At 71.2% G+C, this 17,972-nt stretch carries 18 protein-coding genes; 11 read left to right on the plus strand and 7 right to left on the minus strand.

The features are described from left to right. The first annotated feature begins 95 nt into the window (after positions 1-95). Entirely contained in the window at positions 96-1,946 is a 1,851-nt protein-coding gene (locus IM725_RS16520) for a phosphoenolpyruvate carboxykinase (GTP) (protein WP_193781735.1), read from the plus strand. Positions 1,947-2,023: 77 nt separating this feature from the next. Here IM725_RS16520 and IM725_RS16525 read toward each other — a convergent pair whose 3' ends face one another. Next, on the minus strand, positions 2,024-2,428 hold the full coding sequence (locus IM725_RS16525; protein WP_193781736.1) for a hypothetical protein: 405 nt from the start codon (positions 2,426-2,428) through the stop codon (positions 2,024-2,026). A gap of 126 nt (positions 2,429-2,554) precedes the next feature. Between IM725_RS16525 and IM725_RS16530 the strand changes: the two genes are divergently transcribed. The 3 genes from IM725_RS16530 to IM725_RS16540 all read left to right on the plus strand — a co-directional run bounded on the left by IM725_RS16530 (position 2,555) and on the right by IM725_RS16540 (position 5,112). After that, positions 2,555-3,514, plus strand: coding sequence for a LysR family transcriptional regulator (locus IM725_RS16530; protein ID WP_193781737.1), 960 nt, complete (start codon positions 2,555-2,557; stop codon positions 3,512-3,514). Positions 3,515-3,565: 51 nt separating this feature from the next. Continuing rightward, complete coding sequence (locus IM725_RS16535) at positions 3,566-4,408, plus strand: metallophosphoesterase (RefSeq protein ID WP_193781738.1); 843 nt, start codon at positions 3,566-3,568, stop codon at positions 4,406-4,408. A 149-nt stretch (positions 4,409-4,557) separates the two neighbouring features. Next, complete coding sequence (locus IM725_RS16540) at positions 4,558-5,112, plus strand: hypothetical protein (RefSeq protein WP_193781739.1); 555 nt, start codon at positions 4,558-4,560, stop codon at positions 5,110-5,112. Between the two features lie 12 nt (positions 5,113-5,124). Here IM725_RS16540 and IM725_RS16545 read toward each other — a convergent pair whose 3' ends face one another. Then, positions 5,125-6,036 (minus strand): LysR family transcriptional regulator ArgP, encoded by a 912-nt coding sequence (locus IM725_RS16545; protein ID WP_193781740.1) that lies wholly within the window; start codon positions 6,034-6,036, stop codon positions 5,125-5,127. Between the two features lie 78 nt (positions 6,037-6,114). On the opposite strand from IM725_RS16545, the gene IM725_RS16550 reads away from it, so the two are divergent. Beyond that, positions 6,115-7,440: a D-amino acid dehydrogenase gene (locus IM725_RS16550; protein WP_193781741.1), complete on the plus strand. Its 1,326-nt coding sequence runs from the start codon at positions 6,115-6,117 to the stop codon at positions 7,438-7,440. A gap of 57 nt (positions 7,441-7,497) precedes the next feature. On the opposite strand, the gene IM725_RS16555 is transcribed toward IM725_RS16550, so the two are convergent. Genes IM725_RS16555 through IM725_RS16565 form a run of 3 tightly spaced genes read right to left on the minus strand, consistent with a single transcriptional unit; the run spans position 7,498 to position 10,603 of the window. Continuing rightward, complete coding sequence (locus IM725_RS16555) at positions 7,498-8,754, minus strand: acyl-CoA dehydrogenase family protein (protein WP_193781742.1); 1,257 nt, start codon at positions 8,752-8,754, stop codon at positions 7,498-7,500. A gap of 35 nt (positions 8,755-8,789) precedes the next feature. Then, positions 8,790-9,575 carry an alpha/beta fold hydrolase gene (locus IM725_RS16560; RefSeq protein ID WP_287066181.1) on the minus strand — a complete coding sequence of 262 codons (786 nt, stop codon included), beginning with the start codon at positions 9,573-9,575 and terminating at the stop codon, positions 8,790-8,792. Next, complete coding sequence (locus IM725_RS16565) at positions 9,572-10,603, minus strand: peptidase M29 (RefSeq protein WP_193781743.1); 1,032 nt, start codon at positions 10,601-10,603, stop codon at positions 9,572-9,574. Before IM725_RS16565 ends, IM725_RS16560 begins: the two co-directional genes overlap by 4 nt. Before the next feature lie 33 nt (positions 10,604-10,636). Here IM725_RS16565 and IM725_RS16570 point away from each other — a divergent pair, with 33 nt between their 5' ends. From IM725_RS16570 to IM725_RS16580, 3 genes are all read left to right on the plus strand, one after another. Continuing rightward, positions 10,637-11,170: a flavin reductase family protein gene (locus IM725_RS16570; protein WP_193781744.1), complete on the plus strand. Its 534-nt coding sequence runs from the start codon at positions 10,637-10,639 to the stop codon at positions 11,168-11,170. A gap of 4 nt (positions 11,171-11,174) precedes the next feature. After that, positions 11,175-11,600: a MarR family winged helix-turn-helix transcriptional regulator gene (locus tag IM725_RS16575; protein WP_193781745.1), complete on the plus strand. Its 426-nt coding sequence runs from the start codon at positions 11,175-11,177 to the stop codon at positions 11,598-11,600. Positions 11,601-11,674: 74 nt separating this feature from the next. Continuing rightward, complete coding sequence (locus IM725_RS16580; protein WP_193781746.1) at positions 11,675-12,565, plus strand: DMT family transporter; 891 nt, start codon at positions 11,675-11,677, stop codon at positions 12,563-12,565. Here the strand turns inward: IM725_RS16580 and IM725_RS16585 are convergent. Then, complete coding sequence (locus IM725_RS16585) at positions 12,552-14,579, minus strand: acetoacetate--CoA ligase (RefSeq protein WP_193781747.1); 2,028 nt, start codon at positions 14,577-14,579, stop codon at positions 12,552-12,554. The two genes, IM725_RS16580 and IM725_RS16585, sit on opposite strands and share 14 nt — an antisense overlap. 150 nt (positions 14,580-14,729) lie before the next feature. Between IM725_RS16585 and IM725_RS16590 the strand changes: the two genes are divergently transcribed. Both IM725_RS16590 and IM725_RS16595 read left to right on the plus strand, forming a co-directional pair. Beyond that, complete coding sequence (locus IM725_RS16590; protein ID WP_193781748.1) at positions 14,730-16,052, plus strand: solute carrier family 23 protein; 1,323 nt, start codon at positions 14,730-14,732, stop codon at positions 16,050-16,052. Positions 16,053-16,103: 51 nt separating this feature from the next. Continuing rightward, positions 16,104-16,526 (plus strand): hotdog fold thioesterase, encoded by a 423-nt coding sequence (locus IM725_RS16595; protein WP_193781749.1) that lies wholly within the window; start codon positions 16,104-16,106, stop codon positions 16,524-16,526. Between the two features lie 128 nt (positions 16,527-16,654). Here IM725_RS16595 and IM725_RS16600 read toward each other — a convergent pair whose 3' ends face one another. Beyond that, positions 16,655-17,212 carry a cob(I)yrinic acid a,c-diamide adenosyltransferase gene (locus IM725_RS16600; RefSeq protein ID WP_193781750.1) on the minus strand — a complete coding sequence of 186 codons (558 nt, stop codon included), beginning with the start codon at positions 17,210-17,212 and terminating at the stop codon, positions 16,655-16,657. A gap of 113 nt (positions 17,213-17,325) precedes the next feature. Here IM725_RS16600 and IM725_RS16605 point away from each other — a divergent pair, with 113 nt between their 5' ends. Then, on the plus strand, positions 17,326-17,877 hold the full coding sequence (locus tag IM725_RS16605; RefSeq protein ID WP_193781751.1) for an EF-hand domain-containing protein: 552 nt from the start codon (positions 17,326-17,328) through the stop codon (positions 17,875-17,877). Positions 17,878-17,972: the final 95 nt, after the last annotated feature.

The raw sequence follows: 17,972 nt of genomic DNA on the forward strand, positions 1-17,972 counted from the left end.
CAGCCCGATTCCACAAGGGACGGCGAACAAGTCACCTCATCCGGAAGACCGTCCGCCCCTTCTGAAATCCGGTTTCAACTTAGGAGCTTTTTTCCATGAACTCTCCCGCGATGAAGGGGCTGAACCTGAACGCACCGGCCTGGGTCAAGAACGCCCGGCTGATCGCCTGGGTCGCCGACATGGCCGCGCTGTGCAAGCCCGAGCGCATCTACTGGTGCGACGGCAGCCAGGAGGAATACGACCGCCTCTGCCAGCAGCTGGTGGACGCGGGCACCTTCCGCAAGCTGAACCCGGCCAAGCGCCCCAACTCCTACCTGGCCTGGTCCGATCCGTCGGACGTGGCCCGCGTGGAGGACCGCACCTTCATCTGCCCCCAGAAGAAGGAAGACGCCGGCCCGACCAACAACTGGGTCGACCCGGCCCAGATGCGCGCCACCCTGCAGCCGCTGTTCGACGGCTGCATGAAGGGCCGCACCATGTACGTGGTGCCCTTCTCCATGGGCCCGCTGGGCTCGCCCATCGCCCACATCGGCGTGGAGCTGTCCGACAGCCCCTACGTGGCGGTGAACATGCGCATCATGGCCCGCATGGGCCGCGCCGTGTACGAGGTGCTGGGCGTGGACGGCGACTACGTGCCCTGCGTGCACACGGTGGGCGCCCCGCTGGAGCCCGGCCAGAAGGACGTGTCCTGGCCCTGCAACAAGACCAAGTACATCGTCCACTACCCCGAGACGCGCGAGATCTGGTCCTACGGTTCGGGCTACGGCGGCAACGCGCTGCTGGGCAAGAAGTGCCTGGCGCTGCGCATCGCCTCCATCATGGGCCGCGAGCAGGGCTGGCTGGCCGAGCACATGCTCATCCTGGGCGTGACCAACCCCGAAGGCCGCAAGTACCACGTGGCCGCCGCCTTCCCGTCCGCCTGCGGCAAGACCAACTTCGCCATGCTGATCCCGCCCAAGGGCTTCGAGGGCTGGAAGGTCACCACCATCGGCGACGACATCGCCTGGATCAAGCCTTCCGCCGAAGGCCGCCTGTACGCGATCAACCCGGAAGCGGGCTACTTCGGCGTCGCCCCCGGCACCAACACGGTCACCAACCCGAACTGCATGGCCAGCCTGGACAAGGACGTGATCTTCACGAACGTCGCGCTGACCGATGACGGCGACGTGTGGTGGGAAGGCATGAGCGAGGCCCCCGCCCACTGCATCGACTGGCAGGGCAAGGACTGGACGCCCGCCATCGCCAAGGAAACCGGCGCCAAGGCCGCCCACGCCAACGCGCGCTTCACGGTGCCCGCGATCAACAACCCCGCGCTGGACAGCGCCTGGGACGATCCGGCCGGCGTGCCCATCGACGCCTTCATCTTCGGCGGCCGCCGCTCGACCACGGTGCCCCTGGTGACCGAGGCCCACGACTGGGTCGAGGGCGTCTACATGGCCGCGACCATGGGTTCCGAGACCACCGCCGCCGCCGCCGGCCAGCAGGGCGTGGTGCGCCGCGACCCCTTCGCCATGCTGCCCTTCACCGGCTACAACATGAGCGAGTACTTCCAGCACTGGCTGGACCTGGGCCGCAAGCTCGAGGCCGCCGGCGCCACGCTGCCCCGCATCTACACCACCAACTGGTTCCGCAAGGACGAGAACGGCAAGTTCGTGTGGCCGGGCTACGGTGAGAACATGCGCGTGCTGAAGTGGATGATCGACCGCATCGAAGGCAAGGTGCAGGGCGAGAAGCACGCCTTCGGCGTCAGCCCCGCCTTCGAGGAGCTGAACTGGACCGGCCTGGACTTCACCAGCGAGCAGTTCCGCAAGGTGATCAGCATCGACGTCGCCGCCTGGGACAAGGAGCTGGAGCTGCACCACGAGCTGTTCCAGCAGCTGGCGCACAACCTGCCCAGCGAGCTGCCCGAAACCAAGGCGAAGATCGAGAAGCGCCTGGCCGCCTGAAACCCGCCCGCCTTGCGCGGGCAGGGCCAACAAGAAAGCCGCCCGAGGGCGGCTTTCTTCATGGGGGCGCGGGCCGCTCAGATCGAGGCGCGCACCTCGTCGTCGGCGGCGTGGCTCATGGCACGGCTGATGTCGGCCATGATGCGGGCGTCGGCCAGGGCGGCGTTCCAGTAGGCCTCGTCCTGGGCGCGCTGGCGGCGGGCGGCGCCCCAGCCGCGGATCGTCGCGCTCAAGCGGGCAGCGCTGCGGCGCGCCGGCGCCACCATCAGGGCCAGCAGGCCGAAGCTCACCGCCCACATCAGGATCCAGGCCGCCAGCAGGTGGCCGTCGGTCCAGTTTTCCACCACCTGGTTGGCCACCACGATCAGCGCGGCGGCAATGGCCGCCATCAGCAGGGTCGCGCTGATGTGCGCGGTGTCCAGGCCGCGCAGGCTGCGGCGGGGTTGCAGGGACTGGCCAGCGGTTTGGGTCAGGGTGGTCATGCTTCTTCTCCTTGGGGCGCCGGGCGGGTGTCCGGCTGTTCCGTAGTCGATAGATTAGGGTTCACCCTGATATTTAGCAAATTTAGATTGGTGATGGCTAGTATTCATTGCACCTATAGTTGACTCATGACCGCACCCAACTTTCGCACCCTGGACCTGAACCTGTTGCGGGTCTTCGACCAGGTCATGGCCGAGCGCAACCTGACCCGGGCGGCGCGCAACCTCTCCATGACCCAGCCCGCGGTCTCGAACGCCCTGCAGCGCCTGCGCGAGGGCCTGGGCGACAAGCTGGTGGTGCGCAGCGGCTATGGCGTGGAGCCCACCCCCCGGGCCTTGGCCCTGTGGCCCGCCGTGGCCGAGGCCTTGCGACAGCTGGAGTCCGCGCTGGTGCCCGGAGACTTCCATCCCGCCGAAGCGAGCACCAGCTTCCTGCTGGCCATGGCGGACGCCACGGCGGGCACCCTGGTGCCTGGCCTGGTGGACATCCTGCAGCGCGAGGCGCCCGGCGTGGCCGTGCGCGTGCTGCCGCTGACCACGCGCGACCCGCGCCCCATGCTGGACGATGGCGAGGTCGACCTGGCGGTGGGCTACTTCCCCGCCGTGCTGGCCGACCTCACGGCACAGGCCCAGCAGGGCGGCGTCGCGCCCTTCGACCACGAGCGCCTGTACGAGGGCGAATACGTCTGCGTGATGCGTGCCGGCAACCCCCTGGCCCGGGGGCCGCTGACGCTGGCGCGCTACTGCGCGGCCCAGCACATGCTGGTGAGCTTTTCCGGCCGGCCCTATGGCTTCGTGGACGAGGCCCTGGCCTCCCTGGGCCAGAAGCGCCACATCATGCTGACCGTGAACCAGTTCTTCACCGCCGGCCTGGTGGTGGCCAGCTCCGACCTGCTGACCGTGCTGCCGCGCCACTTCGTGCGCGTGACCGGCATGCAGGACCAGCTGGTGCTGCGCGAGCTGCCCTTCACCGTGCCGCCGGTGCACGTGGACGCGCTGTGGCACCGCCGCCAGGCCCAGCGCAGCGACCACGCCTGGCTGCGCCTGGCCATGGGCCGGGCCGCCCGCGGCGCCTTCGGCACGGGCTGAGCCCGGCCCGCGGCCGCACACGGGCTTGCGCCGGGCCGCACAATCGGCGCGGTGAAGATCCAGCTGCTCTCCGACCTGCACCTCGAGGTGCAGCCCCACGTCCAGTTCGAGCCCGCCCCCGGGGCCGAGCTGCTGGTTCTGGCGGGCGACATCGGCGCCTACCAGGCCCGCCACCAGGTGCCCGGGCCCGACTTCGGGCTGGAACGTTTCTCGCCGCTGCGCGGCTGGCCCGTGCCGGTCCTGTACGTGCCCGGCAACCACGAGTACGACAACACCGACTTCGACGAGGCCCATGCCCGCCTGCGCGAGACCTGCGAGCGCCTGGGCATCACCTGGCTGGAGCGCGAGACGCGGGTGATCGGCGAGGTGCGCTTCGTGGGCACCACGCTCTGGTCGGATTTCGACGCCCTGCTCACGCCCGAGGACCTGGCGGCCGCGAGCCCGGCCGCCGTCCTCAAGAAGCGGGAGAAGGCCTTCCGGGCCGCCAACTTCTACCTGGAGAAGACCGGCAGCACGCGCGGCGGCCAGCCCCTGCTGGCCGAGCAGTGGCGCGAACAGGGCCTGCTGTGCCAGGCCTGGCTGCGCCACGCGCTGGTGCAGCCGCACGACGGGCTCACCGTCGTGGTGACCCATTTCGCACCGAGCCTGCGCAGCGCGGACCCCCGCTACGGCCTCAACGCGTCCACGGCCGGCTTCTGCAACGCCATGGATGAGCTGTTCACGCAGGCCGATTGGTGGCTGCACGGCCACCTGCATTGCCAGCACGATTACGAGGTGGGCCGCTGCCGCGTGGTCACCAACACCCTGGGCTACGAGCGAAAGGGTGAGCAGGTCGGCTTCCAGCCGCGACGCGTGCTGGACCTGGCCAGCCGCGCCCCCCGCCGCGCCCCCTGAGGCCCCGGCCCGCATCTTGCGTGGGAAGGCTGCGCGCGCCATGTGCACGCGGTTACAACGGCCTGCACCGAAAGCATGGGCTTTACACCGCGGAAAAACGCCCGGCGCGTGGGCGTGAAACACTGTGGCTGCTTGGATTGGGGGACCCCATGAAGACTTCAGGCTGGACACCGACACTGGCATGGCTGGCCGCCGTGACCGGCGCGTTCCTGCTGGCCTATGCCGCGCCCAACGAATCGAGCGTGATGGGCCAGCTGCCCACGTTCAGCACCAAACGCCTGGACCAGCACCCCCTGCTGCTGCCCGCGCAGCTGCCTGCCGAGCGCACCCTGGTGCTGGTCGCCTACCGCCGCGAGCAGCGCGCCGAGATCGACAGCTGGATCGCCGGCCTGAACCTGCGCGACGACAAGCGCATCGCCTGGGTGCGCATGCCGGTGCTGGACGACCCGGGGTCCGAGCAGGCCCGGCGCGACATCGAGTCGCGCCTGCTCTCGCGCCACACGACCGAGGCCGACCGGGCGCGCCTGGTGCCCGTGTTCACCAACCGCGAAGCCTTCATCCGCGCGGCCGGGCTCTCCGGCCCCGAGCACGCCTCGGTGCTGGTGTTGGACCGCGAGGGCAAGGTGCTGGCGCGGGTGGAAGGCCCCTTCGATGCCGACCGGGCCCAGGCCCTGCGGCAGACGCTGCATCTCACGCGCGACTGAGCGCGCCGGGGTTCAGCCGGCCAGCGCCGCGCGCGCGGCATCGCCCAGCGCCACGGTCAGCGACTCCAGCAGCTCGCTTTCCAGGTTCCAGCAGTGCCAGTACAGCTGGATCGGCAGCGCGAAGGCCGGCAGCACGTTGACCAGCCGGCCCTGGTCGACCAGGCCGCGCACCAGCGGCTCGGGCACCACGCTCACCCCCCAGCCGGCCATCACCGCCCGCACCTGGCCCTCCGAGCTGGGCACGAACATCTGCCGCAGGGACAGGCGCCGCAGCCCGAAGGCCTTGGCGACGAACTCGCACTGCATGTCGTCCTTGCGGTTGAAGGCCACGAAGGGCAGCTCCAGGAAGTTGTGCGGCGTGAGCCCCCGGGGCAGGCGCGAGGCGGCGAGCCCGGGTTCGGCCACGGCGATGTAGCGCATGGCGCCCAGCGGCACCACGCGGCAGCCGCGCAGCGCCTGCTTCAGCGTGGTCACGCAGCCCAGCACCTGGCCTTCGCGCAGCCACTCCTGCGTGAAGTCCTGGTCGTCGGCGATCACCTCCAGCGGCAGGCCCTGGCGCGCCAGGGCGTCCAGGGCAGGCAGCGCCCAGGTCGCGATGCTGTCGGCATTGATGGCGATCGAGATGCGCTCCTCGTCGCGGCCGCTGCCGGTGCCGCTGGGCGCCAGGTCCTTCAAGTCGCGTTCCAGGTCGGCGCGCAGCAGGCGCAGTTGCTTGGTGTGCTTGATCAGCAGCTGGCCGGCCGGCGTGGGCCGCAGCGGGCGGCTGCGCACCACCAGCACGGTGCCCACCTGCGCCTCCAGGGCGCGCAGGCGCTGCGAGACGGCCGACTGCGTCACCGACAGGCGCTGCGCGGCCTTCTCGAAACCGCCCTCCTCCACGATGGCCGCCAGGCACTCCAGCGCGTCGGGGTCGTAGGTGCTCATTGCATTAGCCCTGGTGATGATCCGCGCAGGAGTTTAATTTTGCTTTTGCAGCGGAGCAAGCCGTCGCACACTGCAGCCATGAAAGTCCTTGTCCTGGGCGCCGGCATCATCGGCATCAGCACCGCCTGGCACCTGCTGGAGCGCGGCCACGCGGTGACCGTGGTCGAGCGGCAGGACGCGCCAGCCCGCGAGACCAGCTTCGCCAACGCGGCGCAGATCTCGGTCAGCTACTGCGAGCCCTGGGCCAACCGCCAGGCGCCGGCCAAGCTGCTGAAGTGGATGTTCCGCAAGGACGCCCCCCTGCTGTTCCGGCCCCAGGCCGACTGGCAGCAGTGGCGCTGGGGCCTGCAGTTCCTCGCCCAGTGCAACGACCGCGCTTTCGAGCGCAACGTGGCGCAGCTGGTGGCGCTGGGCAACTACAGCCATGCCGCCCTCAAGGACGTGGTGGCCGCCACCGGCATCGACTACCACCGGCTGGAGCGCGGCATCGCGCATTTCTACACCGACGAGGCCGCCTTCGCCGATGCGGGCGAGGCCGCGCAGCTGATGCAGCGCTTCGGCGTGCAGCGCCGGGTGGTCGGCCGCGACGAGCTACTGGCCATCGAGCCCGCGCTGCGCGGCTTCGCGCAGCACATCGTGGGCGGCACCTACACGCCCAGCGACGAGAGCGGCGACGCGCGCGAGTTCACCGAGCAGCTCGCCGCGCGTGCCCAGGCACGCGGCGCCACCGTCCTCTACGGGCAGGAGGTGCTGCGCCTGCACAAGGCCGGCGGCGAGGTGCGCAGCGTGGCGGTGCGCGACCGCGCCAGCGGCATCGCCCGCACCCTGGAGGCCGACGCGGTGGTGGTGGCCTGCGGCTCGTACACGGCGCCCCTGCTGCGCAGCGTGGGCGTGGACCTGCCCATCTACCCGGGCAAGGGCTACAGCGCCACCTTCCGCCTGCGGGACCCATCGCGCGCGCCCTTCGTGAGCATGATCGACGACAGCGTGAAGTGCGCCACGAGCCGCCTGGGCGACACGCTGCGCGTGGCCGGCACCATCGAGCTGGGCGGCTACGACCTGTCGCTGGATTCACCCGTGGCGAAGGCGCGCTGCCGCATGCTGGCCGCGCGCATCGAGGCGGTGCTGCCCGGCGTCTGCGACACGCGCCTGCCCGAGCAGGGCGGCGACCCGCAATTCTGGTGCGGCCTGCGCCCGGCCACGCCCACCAACATCCCCTACATCGGCCGCACGCCGGTGGGCCGCCTGTGGGTGAACGCCGGGCACGGTACCCTGGGCTGGACCCATGGCGCGGGCTCGGGCAAGGCGATGGCGGAACTGATCAGCGGCCGGCAGCCGGAGATGGCCTTCGACTGCTATGGCTTCGCGCACGAGGCGCCGCGCCGGGGGCTGCAGCCGGCCTGAAGCGCGCGGCAGCACGCGCTGCCCGTCGCGCCAGCCGCGCGCGCGGCCCGCGGCCGCTCAGTCGTCGCGCTCGCCCGGCTCGTAGAGGGCCTCGCGGCCCATGCGGTCCAGCACCAGCTCGGCGGTCCAGGGCAGCATCAGCGAGCCGCAGCGGCTGTCCCGGTAGATGCGCTCCAGCGGCAGGTGCCGCATCATCCCCTGGCCGCCGCAGGTGCGCACCGCCAGCCGGGCGATGTCGTTCGCGCCTTCCATCACGGTGTACTGCGCCGCGTACAGGCGCATGCGCTGGTCCTTGCTGGGGTTGGGCCCCGCCTCGCGGATGGCGCGCACGAAGATGCTTTTCAGGTTCTCGAGCTGGATGCGCATCTGCGCCACCGCCACCTGCTTGGTGGGGTACATGCGCCGCTTCACCGGCGGCTCGCCCGGCCACTCGCCGCGCAGGTAGCGCACCGTGAAGTCGTAGGCCGCGTTGGCCAGGCCCAGGTAGGTGGGGGCCAGCGTGAAGAACATGGCCGGCCAGGTCTGCGCGCCCTTGTAGTACACGCCGCGCGGCATGAGCTGCTCGTCGTCCGCCACGAACACGTCCTCGAAGCTGAGGTTGCGGCTCACGGTGCCGCGCATGCCCAGCGGATCCCACTCGCCGCTGATCGAGAAGCCTTCGCTGCCGGCTGGCACCGCGATGTACAGGGTGTCGCGCGGGTCCGGCTTCTCGTCGCCCTTGTCCTCGGTGCACAGGATGCCGTAGTAGTCGGCCGCGCCGGACAGCGAGGCAAAGATCTTGCGGCCGTTCACCCGCCAGCCGCCCTCCACCTTGCGCGCGGTGGTGCCGAAGGGCGCACGGCCGGCGGCCGCGGCACTGCCCTCGGAGAAGGGCTGGGCGTAGATCGCGCCCTCCTTCACCACGCGGCGGAAGTGCAGCGCGCGGCGGCGGTGATGCTCCTCGCGCTGGGCGTCCGTCATCGGGATGCCGTCGGCCAGCACCCCGGTCCACATCGTGGAGCAGATGTGCATGTTCCAGGTCAGCGCCGTGGTGCCGCAGAAGCGGGCGATCTCGGCCGCCACCATCATGTAGGTCGCGTAGTCGGCGCCACCGCCGCCGTCCGCCTGCGGCACGCACAGCGCCAGCAGGCCGGACGCGCGCAGGTCGTCGTAGTTGGCCGTGGGGAAGATGGCTTCGCGGTCCCACTGCGCGGCCCGGGGCGCGAACTTCGTCTCGCCCAGCGTGTGCGCGAGCGAGAGCAGCGAGCGCTGCTGCGGGCTGAAGTCCAGGTCACCCACCGCGGGCGTGAAGCCCAGGGATGCGATCGCGTCCATGCCAGTCTCCTTGGGGTCGGCCGCCCGCACTGCCGTCAGTGCATCAGCGCGCGGGGCAATGCGAGGAAGTTCAGCAGCATCCCGTCGAAGGCGTCGGGCGCTTCCAGGTTCTGCAGGTGCCCGATGCCGGGCAGCTCGAGGTAGGTGCTGCGGGGGATGGCGTCGGCCATGCGCTTGACCACCGCGGGCGGCGCATTGCGGTCGTGCTCGCCCGCGATCAGCAGCGTGGGCACGGCGATGCGCGCGAGTTCGGTGCGGCGGTCGAAGGTGACCAGGGCCTGCAGCGCGCGGCGGTAGGTGCCGGGCGGCACCAGGCCCATGCAGTGCTTGGCCAGCTGCACGCCCTCGGGGAGGGATCCGGGGCCCACCATCTGCGGCACCAGCGTCTCGGCCAGCTCGGCCATGCTGTGGCCCGCGTCCAGCGGCGCGGTGCGCTCGGCGATGAAGCGGGCCTGCCAGTCCCCGTCGGGCTTGCCGAAGGCGGGCGAGGTGCCGCACAGCACCAGCTTGTTGACCAGCTCGGGGCGGCGCGCCATCACCTCCTGCGCGACCATGCCGCCCATGCTGTGGCCCACCAGGGTCACGTCGCCGCACTGCAGGTCCTCGATGAGCTGGATGCAGGCCTGCGCCAGGCCCTTGAAGGTGTAGGGCTCGATGGGTGCGCTGCGGCCGTAGCCGGGCATGTCCCAGGCGACCGCGCGATAGCCCGACGAGGCCAGCGTCTCCACCTGCGGCGCGAAGGCCAGGTGGCCGCCGCCGATGCCGTGCAGCATGAGCACCGTGGGGCCTGCGCCCAGCACGGTGAAGTTGGGGGTGTTCACAGCAGGCGCCCTTCCTCGACCACGGCGACGCCGTCCAGCGTCACCGTGCAGCCGCGCAGCGGCAGGTCGAAGTGGCCGCGGGTGAAGCGGCCGGCGACCTCGTTGGCGCCCGTGCTGTAGAGGAAGTTGCCGGCGAAGGCGCGCAGTTCTGTGCCGTTGAAGTCGCGCCTGTCGTAGAGCGCCATGCTGTCCCAGCGCGCGGCCTCGTTGAGGCCGTAGCCCACGTGGCTCACCGCGTAGGCCTCGCGGTCGCCCCAGGCGGCGATGTAGCTGCGCATCAGCTCGGCGTCCACCCCGCTGCCTGCGATGCGGTTGACGTGGTCATCCTCGATGGTGAGCGTGACCGGCTTTTCCAGGTAGCGCTTGAAGGTGAGGTTCACGTCGCCCTCGGCCAGCACCAGCCTGCCGTTCACGCTGCCTGCGCGCGGGAAGGCGAGCGCCAGCCCGCCGGGCCAGTGCGTCATGGTGCCCGGGCGGGTGGTGGTGCCCCAGTTGCCGCCGCAGGCCGCGCCCTCCAGCGAGATGGCCAGGTCGGTGCCGGCGGCCGAGTGCACGCGCATCACCTTGGCGGCGCGCAGTCGCTTCACGTGGTCCTTGACGCGGGCCTCCAGGCCCTCGCCGGGCAGCAGGCGCACCAGGGCTTCCGGGTGTTCGTTGCTGACGTAGATGACGCGTGCACCGCCCTGGAGGATGGCGGGCAGCTCGGGCGCGTGCATCAGCCCTTCCACGGTGCAGTCCACCACCAGGGTGCTCGCGGCCAGCGCGGCCACGACGGGCTGCATGCCGCCGATCGCGGTGGAGGCCCCGGTGGACCGCACCGCAGGCCCGGGCTCGAAGCGCGTGGGCAACTGCAGCGAGAAGACCTGGCAGCCCAGCCGCTGCGCCGCGAATCGCGCCAGGGCGGGCAGCACGGGCCGGCTCTGGCTCTCGCTGAGCACGGCGACCGTGTCACCGCGCGCGGCGCCGCAGCGCGACAGCACGGTCTCGAAGGCCTCGACCCATGCGGGTTCCAGTGTTTCCTGAAGCATGCCGGCAGACTGTGGGGGTTCGGACCATAATACATGAAAATTCATGCAATACCGCCCGTGACGCCGCCCACCCAAGCCCGCCCGCCCAGCTTCTCCTCGCAGGAGTTCCGCACCGCGCTGGGCATGTTCGCCACCGGCGTCACCATCGTCACCGCGCGCAGCGCCGACGGCCAGGTGATCGGCCTCACCGCCAACTCGTTCAACTCCGTCTCGCTGGCCCCGCCGCTGGTGCTGTGGAGCCTGTCGCAGCTGGCCGGGTCCATGGCGGTGTTCCGCACCGGCTCGCACTACGCGATCAACATCCTCGCGCGCGACCAGATGCCGCTGGCCGAGCGCTTCGCGGCACGCGGGGTGGACCGCTGGGCCGGCGTGGGCTTCACCGAGGGCATGGGCGGCGCGCCCCTGCTGGACGGCGCCGCCGCCACCTTCGAATGCTTCAACCGCAGCCGCTACGAAGAGGGCGACCACGTCATCTTCGTCGGCGAGGTGGAGCGCTGCAGCTGGCGCCCGGGGGCCTCGCCGCTGCTGTTCCACGGCGGCCGCTACTTCACCGAGCACCCGCTCTGACGCCATGGCCGAGGCGCGCTTCGTCGAGGGCTACCTGGGCTACCTGCTGGGCCAGGCCAACCACGCGCTGTACCGCGACTTCGACGCCCACGTGCGTGCGGCCGGCCTGTCCATGATCGAGTGGCGGGTGCTCGCCACCCTGCACGACGGCGAGCCGCTCACCGTGAGCCAGCTCGCGCTGGAGGTGCTGTCCAAGCAGCCCACCGTGACCAAGCTGGTGCAGCGCATGGCCGAACAGGGCTGGCTGGTGCTGCAGGCCGACCCGCAGGACCAGCGCCGCACGCTAGTCTCGGTGAGCGCCGGCGGCAAGCGGCTGGCGCGGCCCCTGGTGGAGAAGGCGCGCCAGCACGAGGCGGCCATGCTGCGCAGCCTGGGCAGCGCCGAACAGGTCGCGCTCAAGCGCCTGCTGGCCAAGCTGGCCGGCCGCTGACGCGCCGCCCCGCTGTCCCGCAGGCACGCGCCCGCGCTGGGACGCGGTCGGCGGCCGGGCTACCATCGCCGGCGATGACCGTCCGCAAGAACCACCTCGACGCCCGCGCCACCGCCCTGCTCGTCGCCTGCTGCCTGTTCTGGGGCCTGCAGCAGATCCTCATCAAGGCCACGGTGGCCGAGGTGCCGCCGATCTGGCAGTCGGCCATCCGTTTCGCCGGCGCCAGCCTGTTGCTGCTGGCGTGGTGCGCGGCCCGCGGCATCCCGCTGTTCCAGCGCGACGGCACGCTGCGCGCCGGGCTGCTGGCCGGCCTGCTGTTCGCGGCCGAGTTCACCTTCATCTACCTGGGGCTGCAGCGCACCACCGCGTCACGGCTGACGGTGTTCCTCTACAGCTCGCCCTTCTGGGTCGCGACCCTGCTGCCGCTGCTGGTGCCCATGGAGAAGCTGCGCGGCGTGCAGTGGGCGGGGCTGGTGGTCGCCTTCGCGGGCGTGGTGCTCGCCTTCAGCGAGGGCTTCGCGGGCGGGGACGTGGCCACGCACCTGCTGGGCGACGCGATGGCCCTGGCGGCGGGCATGCTGTGGGGGCTGACCACGCTGGTGATCCGCGCCAGCAAGCTCGCCACCGCCAGCGCGGAGAAGACCCTGTTCTACCAGGTGGCGGTGACCGCGCTGGTCTCGCCGCTGCTGTCGCTCGCGCTGGGCGAGCACTGGTCGCTGGCCTACTCCGCCGCGGCCTGGGGCTCGATCGCCCTGCAGACCGTGGTGGGCGCCTTCGCCAGCTACCTCACCTGGATGTGGCTGCTGCGGTACTACCCCGCCACGCAGATGTCGTCCTTCACCTTCCTGACGCCGGTGTTCGCGCTGGCCTTCGGCGTCGCCCTGCTGCACGAGCCGCTCACGCTGCAACTGGTGCTGGCGCTGCTGGGCGTGGCGGCGGGGATCGTGCTGGTCAACCGGCGCTAGGGGCGGCCAGGCGCGCGGCGCGCGCGTCGGCGAAGGCCTGGTACCAGGCCAGGCAGCCCGGGTTCGCCATCGCATCGCGGTTGACCACCTTGTCCAGCGGCTGGCCCAGCAACAGTTTCTTGATTGGCAGTTCCTGCTTCTTGCCCGAGAGCGTGCGCGGCACCTCGGGCACCTGCAGGATCTCGTCGGGCACGAAGCGCGGCGAGAGCGCCGTGCGCACGGCGGCGGCGATGCGCGCCTTCAGCGCGTCGTCGAGCTGCACGCCCGGCCGCAGCACCACGAACAGCGGCATGTAGCTCTCGCGGCCCAGGTACTCCAGGTCCACCACCAGCGAGTCCATCACCTCGGGCAGCGCCTCCACCGCGCTGTACAGCTCGCTGGTGCCCATGCGCAGGCCGTGGCGGTTGATAGTGGCGTCGCTGCGGCCGTAGATGATGCAGCTGCCGCTGGGCGTGACCTTCAGCCAGTCGCCATGGCGCCACACGCCCGGGTACATGTCGAAGTAGGAGGAGAGGTAGCGCGCGTTGCCGGTGTCGCCCCAGAAGTACAGCGGCATGGAGGGGATGGGCTTGACGCAGACCAGCTCGCCCACCGCGTCCACCACCGGCCGGCCGTTCTCGTCCCAGGCCTCGACGGCGCAGCCGAGCAGGCGGCACTGCATTTCGCCCGGCACCTGGGGCAGCTCGCGGTGGCCGCCGATGAAGGCGCCGGCGAAATCGGTGCCGCCGGAGATGTTGCACCACCAGATGTCGGGCGTGCCCAGGCGCTCGAACTGCGCCGTGCCCCAGGCCTGCACCTCGGCCGACAGCGGCGAGCCGGTGGTGCCCAGCGCGCGCACGCGGCGCAGGTCGCCGCAGGTGGACAACGCCAGGCCCGCCTTCATGCAGTTGCTGAAGAAGGCCGCGCCCGCGCCGAAGAAGCTGACGCCGGTCTCGGCGGCGAAGCGCCAGAGGATGCCCCAGTCCGGGTGCTCCTTGCTGCCCCCGGGATTGCCGTCGTAGATGCAGATCGTGGTGCCGTTGAGCAGGCCCGCGGTCTGCGAGTTCCACATCACCCAGCCGGTGGAGCTGTACCAGTGGTAGCGCTCGCCCGCCGTGTTCGGGTGGTAGCTGCAGCCGATGTCGTTGTGCAGCACCAGCAACGCGATGCCCACGATCACCGTGCCGCCATGCCCGTGCACGATGGGCTTGGGCAGGCCTGTGGTGCCGCTGGAATACACGATCCACAGCGGGTGGTCGAAGGGCAGCCACTCGGGCTCGAAAGCCTGCACCGCCGCGTCGTCGCGCTCGCAGGCGGCGTGCAGGTCGGTGAAGGGCGCGAGCCCGGCCAGCGCGGCGTCCGCCAGGCCGAGGTTGCGCAGCACCATCAGGTGCTGCACGCTGGGCAGCGCCTCGCGAAGCTGCGCCACCACCTCGGCCCGGTCGAAGTCGCGGCCGCCGTAGCGCACGCCGTCGCAGGCGATCAGCACCTTGGGCTCGATCTGCTTGAAGCGGTCCAGCACGGCCGCCGTGCCCATGTCGGGCGCGCAGATGCTCCACACCGCGCCGATGCTGGCGCAGGCCAGGAAGGCGACGATGGCTTCGGGCACGTTGGGCAGGTAGGCGGCCACGCGGTCGCCGCGCTGCACGCCCTGCGCCTGCAGGTGCAGGGCCAGGGCCGCCACCTGCTGGCGCAGCCGGGGCCAGGAGAGCTCGCGCGCCAGCCCCGCCTCGTTGCGGCTGACGATGGCCGGCAGGCCCGCGGCGTGCGCGGGCTCCACGTGCCGGAAGACCTGGCGCGCGTAGTTGAACTGCGCGCCCACGAACCAGCGGGCACCCGGCATGCGGGCCTCGTCCAGCACCTGCCGTGCCGGCGTGGGGGATTGCAGGCCGAAGTAGTCCCACACGCTGCCCCAGAAGGCCGGCAGATCCTCCACCGACCAGCGCCAGAGTGTGTCGTAACTGTCGAACGAGAGGCCGCGCTCGCGGCGCAGCCAGTCCTGGTAGAGCCGGATCTGGGGAATCGGTGTGGGCATGCAAACATTCTAGAAGCGCGCCTGCGGGCCACCGGCACGACATCGCGGCACCGGCGTGCGCTGCTTCACGCCCGGGGGCACGGCGCTTGCATGGCCCGCGCGCCGCGCCTAGCATCGCGGCACTTCAACCAACGAGAGGAAGGGACTTCCATGGGCCTGTTCAGCTGGACCGCGCGTGACGCGCAGGTGCTTCAACGGGGAGGCGTGATCGCGCCGGACGAGCGGCTGCCCTGGCCCCAGACGGCGGCCATGGGCGTGCAGCACGTGATCGCGATGTTCGGCGCGACGGTGCTCGCGCCCATCCTCATGGGCTTCAACCCCAACATCGCCATCCTCATGAGCGGCGTGGGCACGCTGATCTTCTTCCTCATCACCGCCGGCAGGGTGCCCAGCTACCTGGGCTCGAGCTTCGCCTTCATCGGCGTGGTCATCGCCGCCTCGGCCTATGCGGGCAAGGGGCCGAACACGAACATCGCCGTCGCGCTCGGCGGCATCATCGCCTGCGGGGTGGTGTACGCGCTCATAGGCGCCATCGTGCAGGCCGCAGGCACGGGCTGGATCGAGAAGCTGATGCCGCCGGTGGTGACGGGGGCGGTGGTGGCGGTGATCGGCCTGAACCTGGCCTCGGTGCCGGTGAAGAACATGGCGGCCAGCAACTTCGATTCGTGGATGCAGGCCGTGACCTTCCTGTGCGTGGGCCTGGTGGCCGTGCTGGCGCGCGGCATGGTGCAGCGCCTGCTGATCCTGGTCGGGCTGATCCTCGCCACCGTCGTCTACGCCGTGCTCGCCAACGGCCTGGGCCTGGGCAAGCCCATGGACTTCGCGGGCATCGCGAACGCGGCCTGGATCGGCCTGCCGGCCTTCACCGCGCCGGTGTTCGACGCGAACGCGATGCTGCTCATCGCCCCGGTGGCCGTGATCCTGGTGGCCGAGAACCTGGGCCACATCCGCGCCGTGACGGCGATGACGGGCCGCAACCTGGACGCCTACCTGGGCCGCGCCTTCATCGGCGACGGCGTGGCGACCATCGTCAGCGGCATGGCCGGCGGCACCGGCGTGACCACCTATGCGGAAAACATCGGGGTGATGGCGGCCACCAAGATCTACTCCACCGCGGTCTTCGTGGTGGCGGCGCTGCTGGCCGTGGTGCTGGGCTTCAGCCCCAAGTTCGGCGCCGTGATCCAGGCCATCCCGCTGCCCGTGATGGGCGGCGTGTCCATCGTGGTGTTCGGCCTGATCGCGATCGCCGGCGCCAAGATCTGGGTCGACAACCGAGTCGACTTCTCGCAGAACCGCAACCTGATCGTGGCCGCCGTGACCCTGGTGCTGGGCACCGGTGACTTCACGCTGAAGTTCGGCGGCTTCGCGCTGGGCGGGATAGGCACCGCGACCTTCGGCGCCATCCTGCTGTACGCGCTGCTGGGCCGCGGCCATGCCGCCGTGCAGCGCGCGGCGGTGGCCGACGCCCCTTGAAGCCGGCCCGGGCGCCGCGCGGGGCGGCGCCCGGGTTCCTAGAATGGGCCCATGCGCATCTGGCAAAAACCCATTTCCGTCGAGCACCTCAGCGCCATGCACAAGGACACCGCGCCTGAGCGGCTGGGCATCGAGTTCCTCGAAGTCGGCGACGATTTCATCCGGGCCCGCGTCCCGGTGGACACCCGCACGCGGCAGCCCTACGGCCTGCTGCACGGCGGCGTTTCAGTGGTGCTGGCGGAGACCCTGGGCTCCTGCGGCGCCGCCTACGCCACGCCCGAGGGCTGGCGCGCCGTGGGCCTGGACATCAACGCCAACCACATCCGCGGCGCGACCTCGGGCTGGGTGACCGGCACCACGCGGCCGGTCCACATGGGCCGCACCACCCACGTCTGGCACATCGACCTGCACGACGACGAAGGCCGGCTGACCTGCGTCTCGCGCATCACCATGGCCATCCTCGCGCCGCGCTGAGGGGCGGGCGCCGTTCTCGCGTCCAGGTCGCGAAGGCGTACCGCTCGCCTGCGTGGGCGCTGCACGCTTGCAGCCTCCATGCGGCGGCATGCGCGTCGCCAGGGGCGGGTCGCAGAGCCCTCTTTCGCTCAGCCGCGCTGCAGGCGCTCGCTCTTCCAGTAGACGTCGTCGCCGCCGTTCATGCGGTTGAGCACACGGGCGAGCACGAACATCAGGTCCGACAGGCGGTTGAGGTACTGGCGCGGCGTCTCGCGCAAAGGCTCGGCCATGCCCAGCGCGACCACCGCGCGCTCGGCGCGGCGGGCCACGGTGCGGCACACATGGGCCTGGGCGGCCGCGCGGCTGCCGGCGGGCAGGATGAATTCCTGCAGCTTGGGCAGCGTGGCATTGTGCTGCTCCAGGGCGTCGTCCAGTGCCAGCACGGCCTCGGCCTTGAGCAGCTCGAAGCCGGGGATGGACAACTCCCCGCCCAGGTTGAAGAGCTGGTGCTGGATCTCCACCAGCAGGCCGCGCACCGCGTCGGGCATCTCCTCGCACAGCAGCACGCCGATGTGCGAGTTCAGCTCGTCCACGTCGCCCATGGCGCGCACGCGCAGGCTGTCCTTGGACACCCGGGTGTTGTCGCCGAGGCCGGTGGTGCCGTCGTCGCCGGTGCGCGTCGCGATCTGGGTGAGCCGCTTGCCCATCAGGAAAGTCTCCAGGTTGTCTTCGTCGTGGTGCGTCGATTGTGCCTGCGTCCTACAGGAAGAGCCGGTGGCCGCCGCTGGGCGCAGCCGCCCTGCCCGGCCAGCATCCGCGCATGACCGGCCTTCCTCTCCTGCGTGACCGGCCCACGCGCCGCGGCGCGCGGGCGGCGCTGGGCACGCTGGCCGCCCTGCTGCTGGGCGCGGGCGCCCTGGCACAGGTGCCCCCCGCCGTGCACATGCCGCCCGCGCCACCTGCGCCAGGAACGCCCACGCCGCCGGTCGCACCGGGGGTGCCAGGCGCCGCAGTGACGCCCGCGCCGGCGATGACCCCGTCGGGCCGCGTCACGCCCGGCGGCGTGCGCAACGCGCGCCGGCATGCGCAGGACGAGGGCGACCCGGCGGCGGCCGGGGACGTGACCGAGGCCGGCGACGTCCCGGACGCGGCAGGCACGGCGGGCCGCCCGGCACCGCCCGCGCCGCCGTCCCAATGGAGCGACGCGCAGGTTCGCCAGGCCTTCCGCTACGCCGACAGCGACGGCGACGGCGTCCTGACGCGTGCCGAGGCGCAGCGCCTGCCGCTGCTGCCGCGCAGCTTCGAGGACCTGGACGTCAACAAGGACGGCGTGCTGGACCTGGAGGAGTACCGGGCCGGCTTTCCCCGCTGAGCCACGCGCGCGGCATGGGAAAAGGCCCGGTGTGGGCCCGGCGCACGCTGGCTTACACTGGTTCTTCCCCGCGGAGCCCGCCCATGAATGCACCC

Source organism: Ramlibacter aquaticus, from assembly GCF_015159745.1.
Lineage (GTDB): Bacteria > Pseudomonadota > Gammaproteobacteria > Burkholderiales > Burkholderiaceae_C > Ramlibacter > Ramlibacter aquaticus.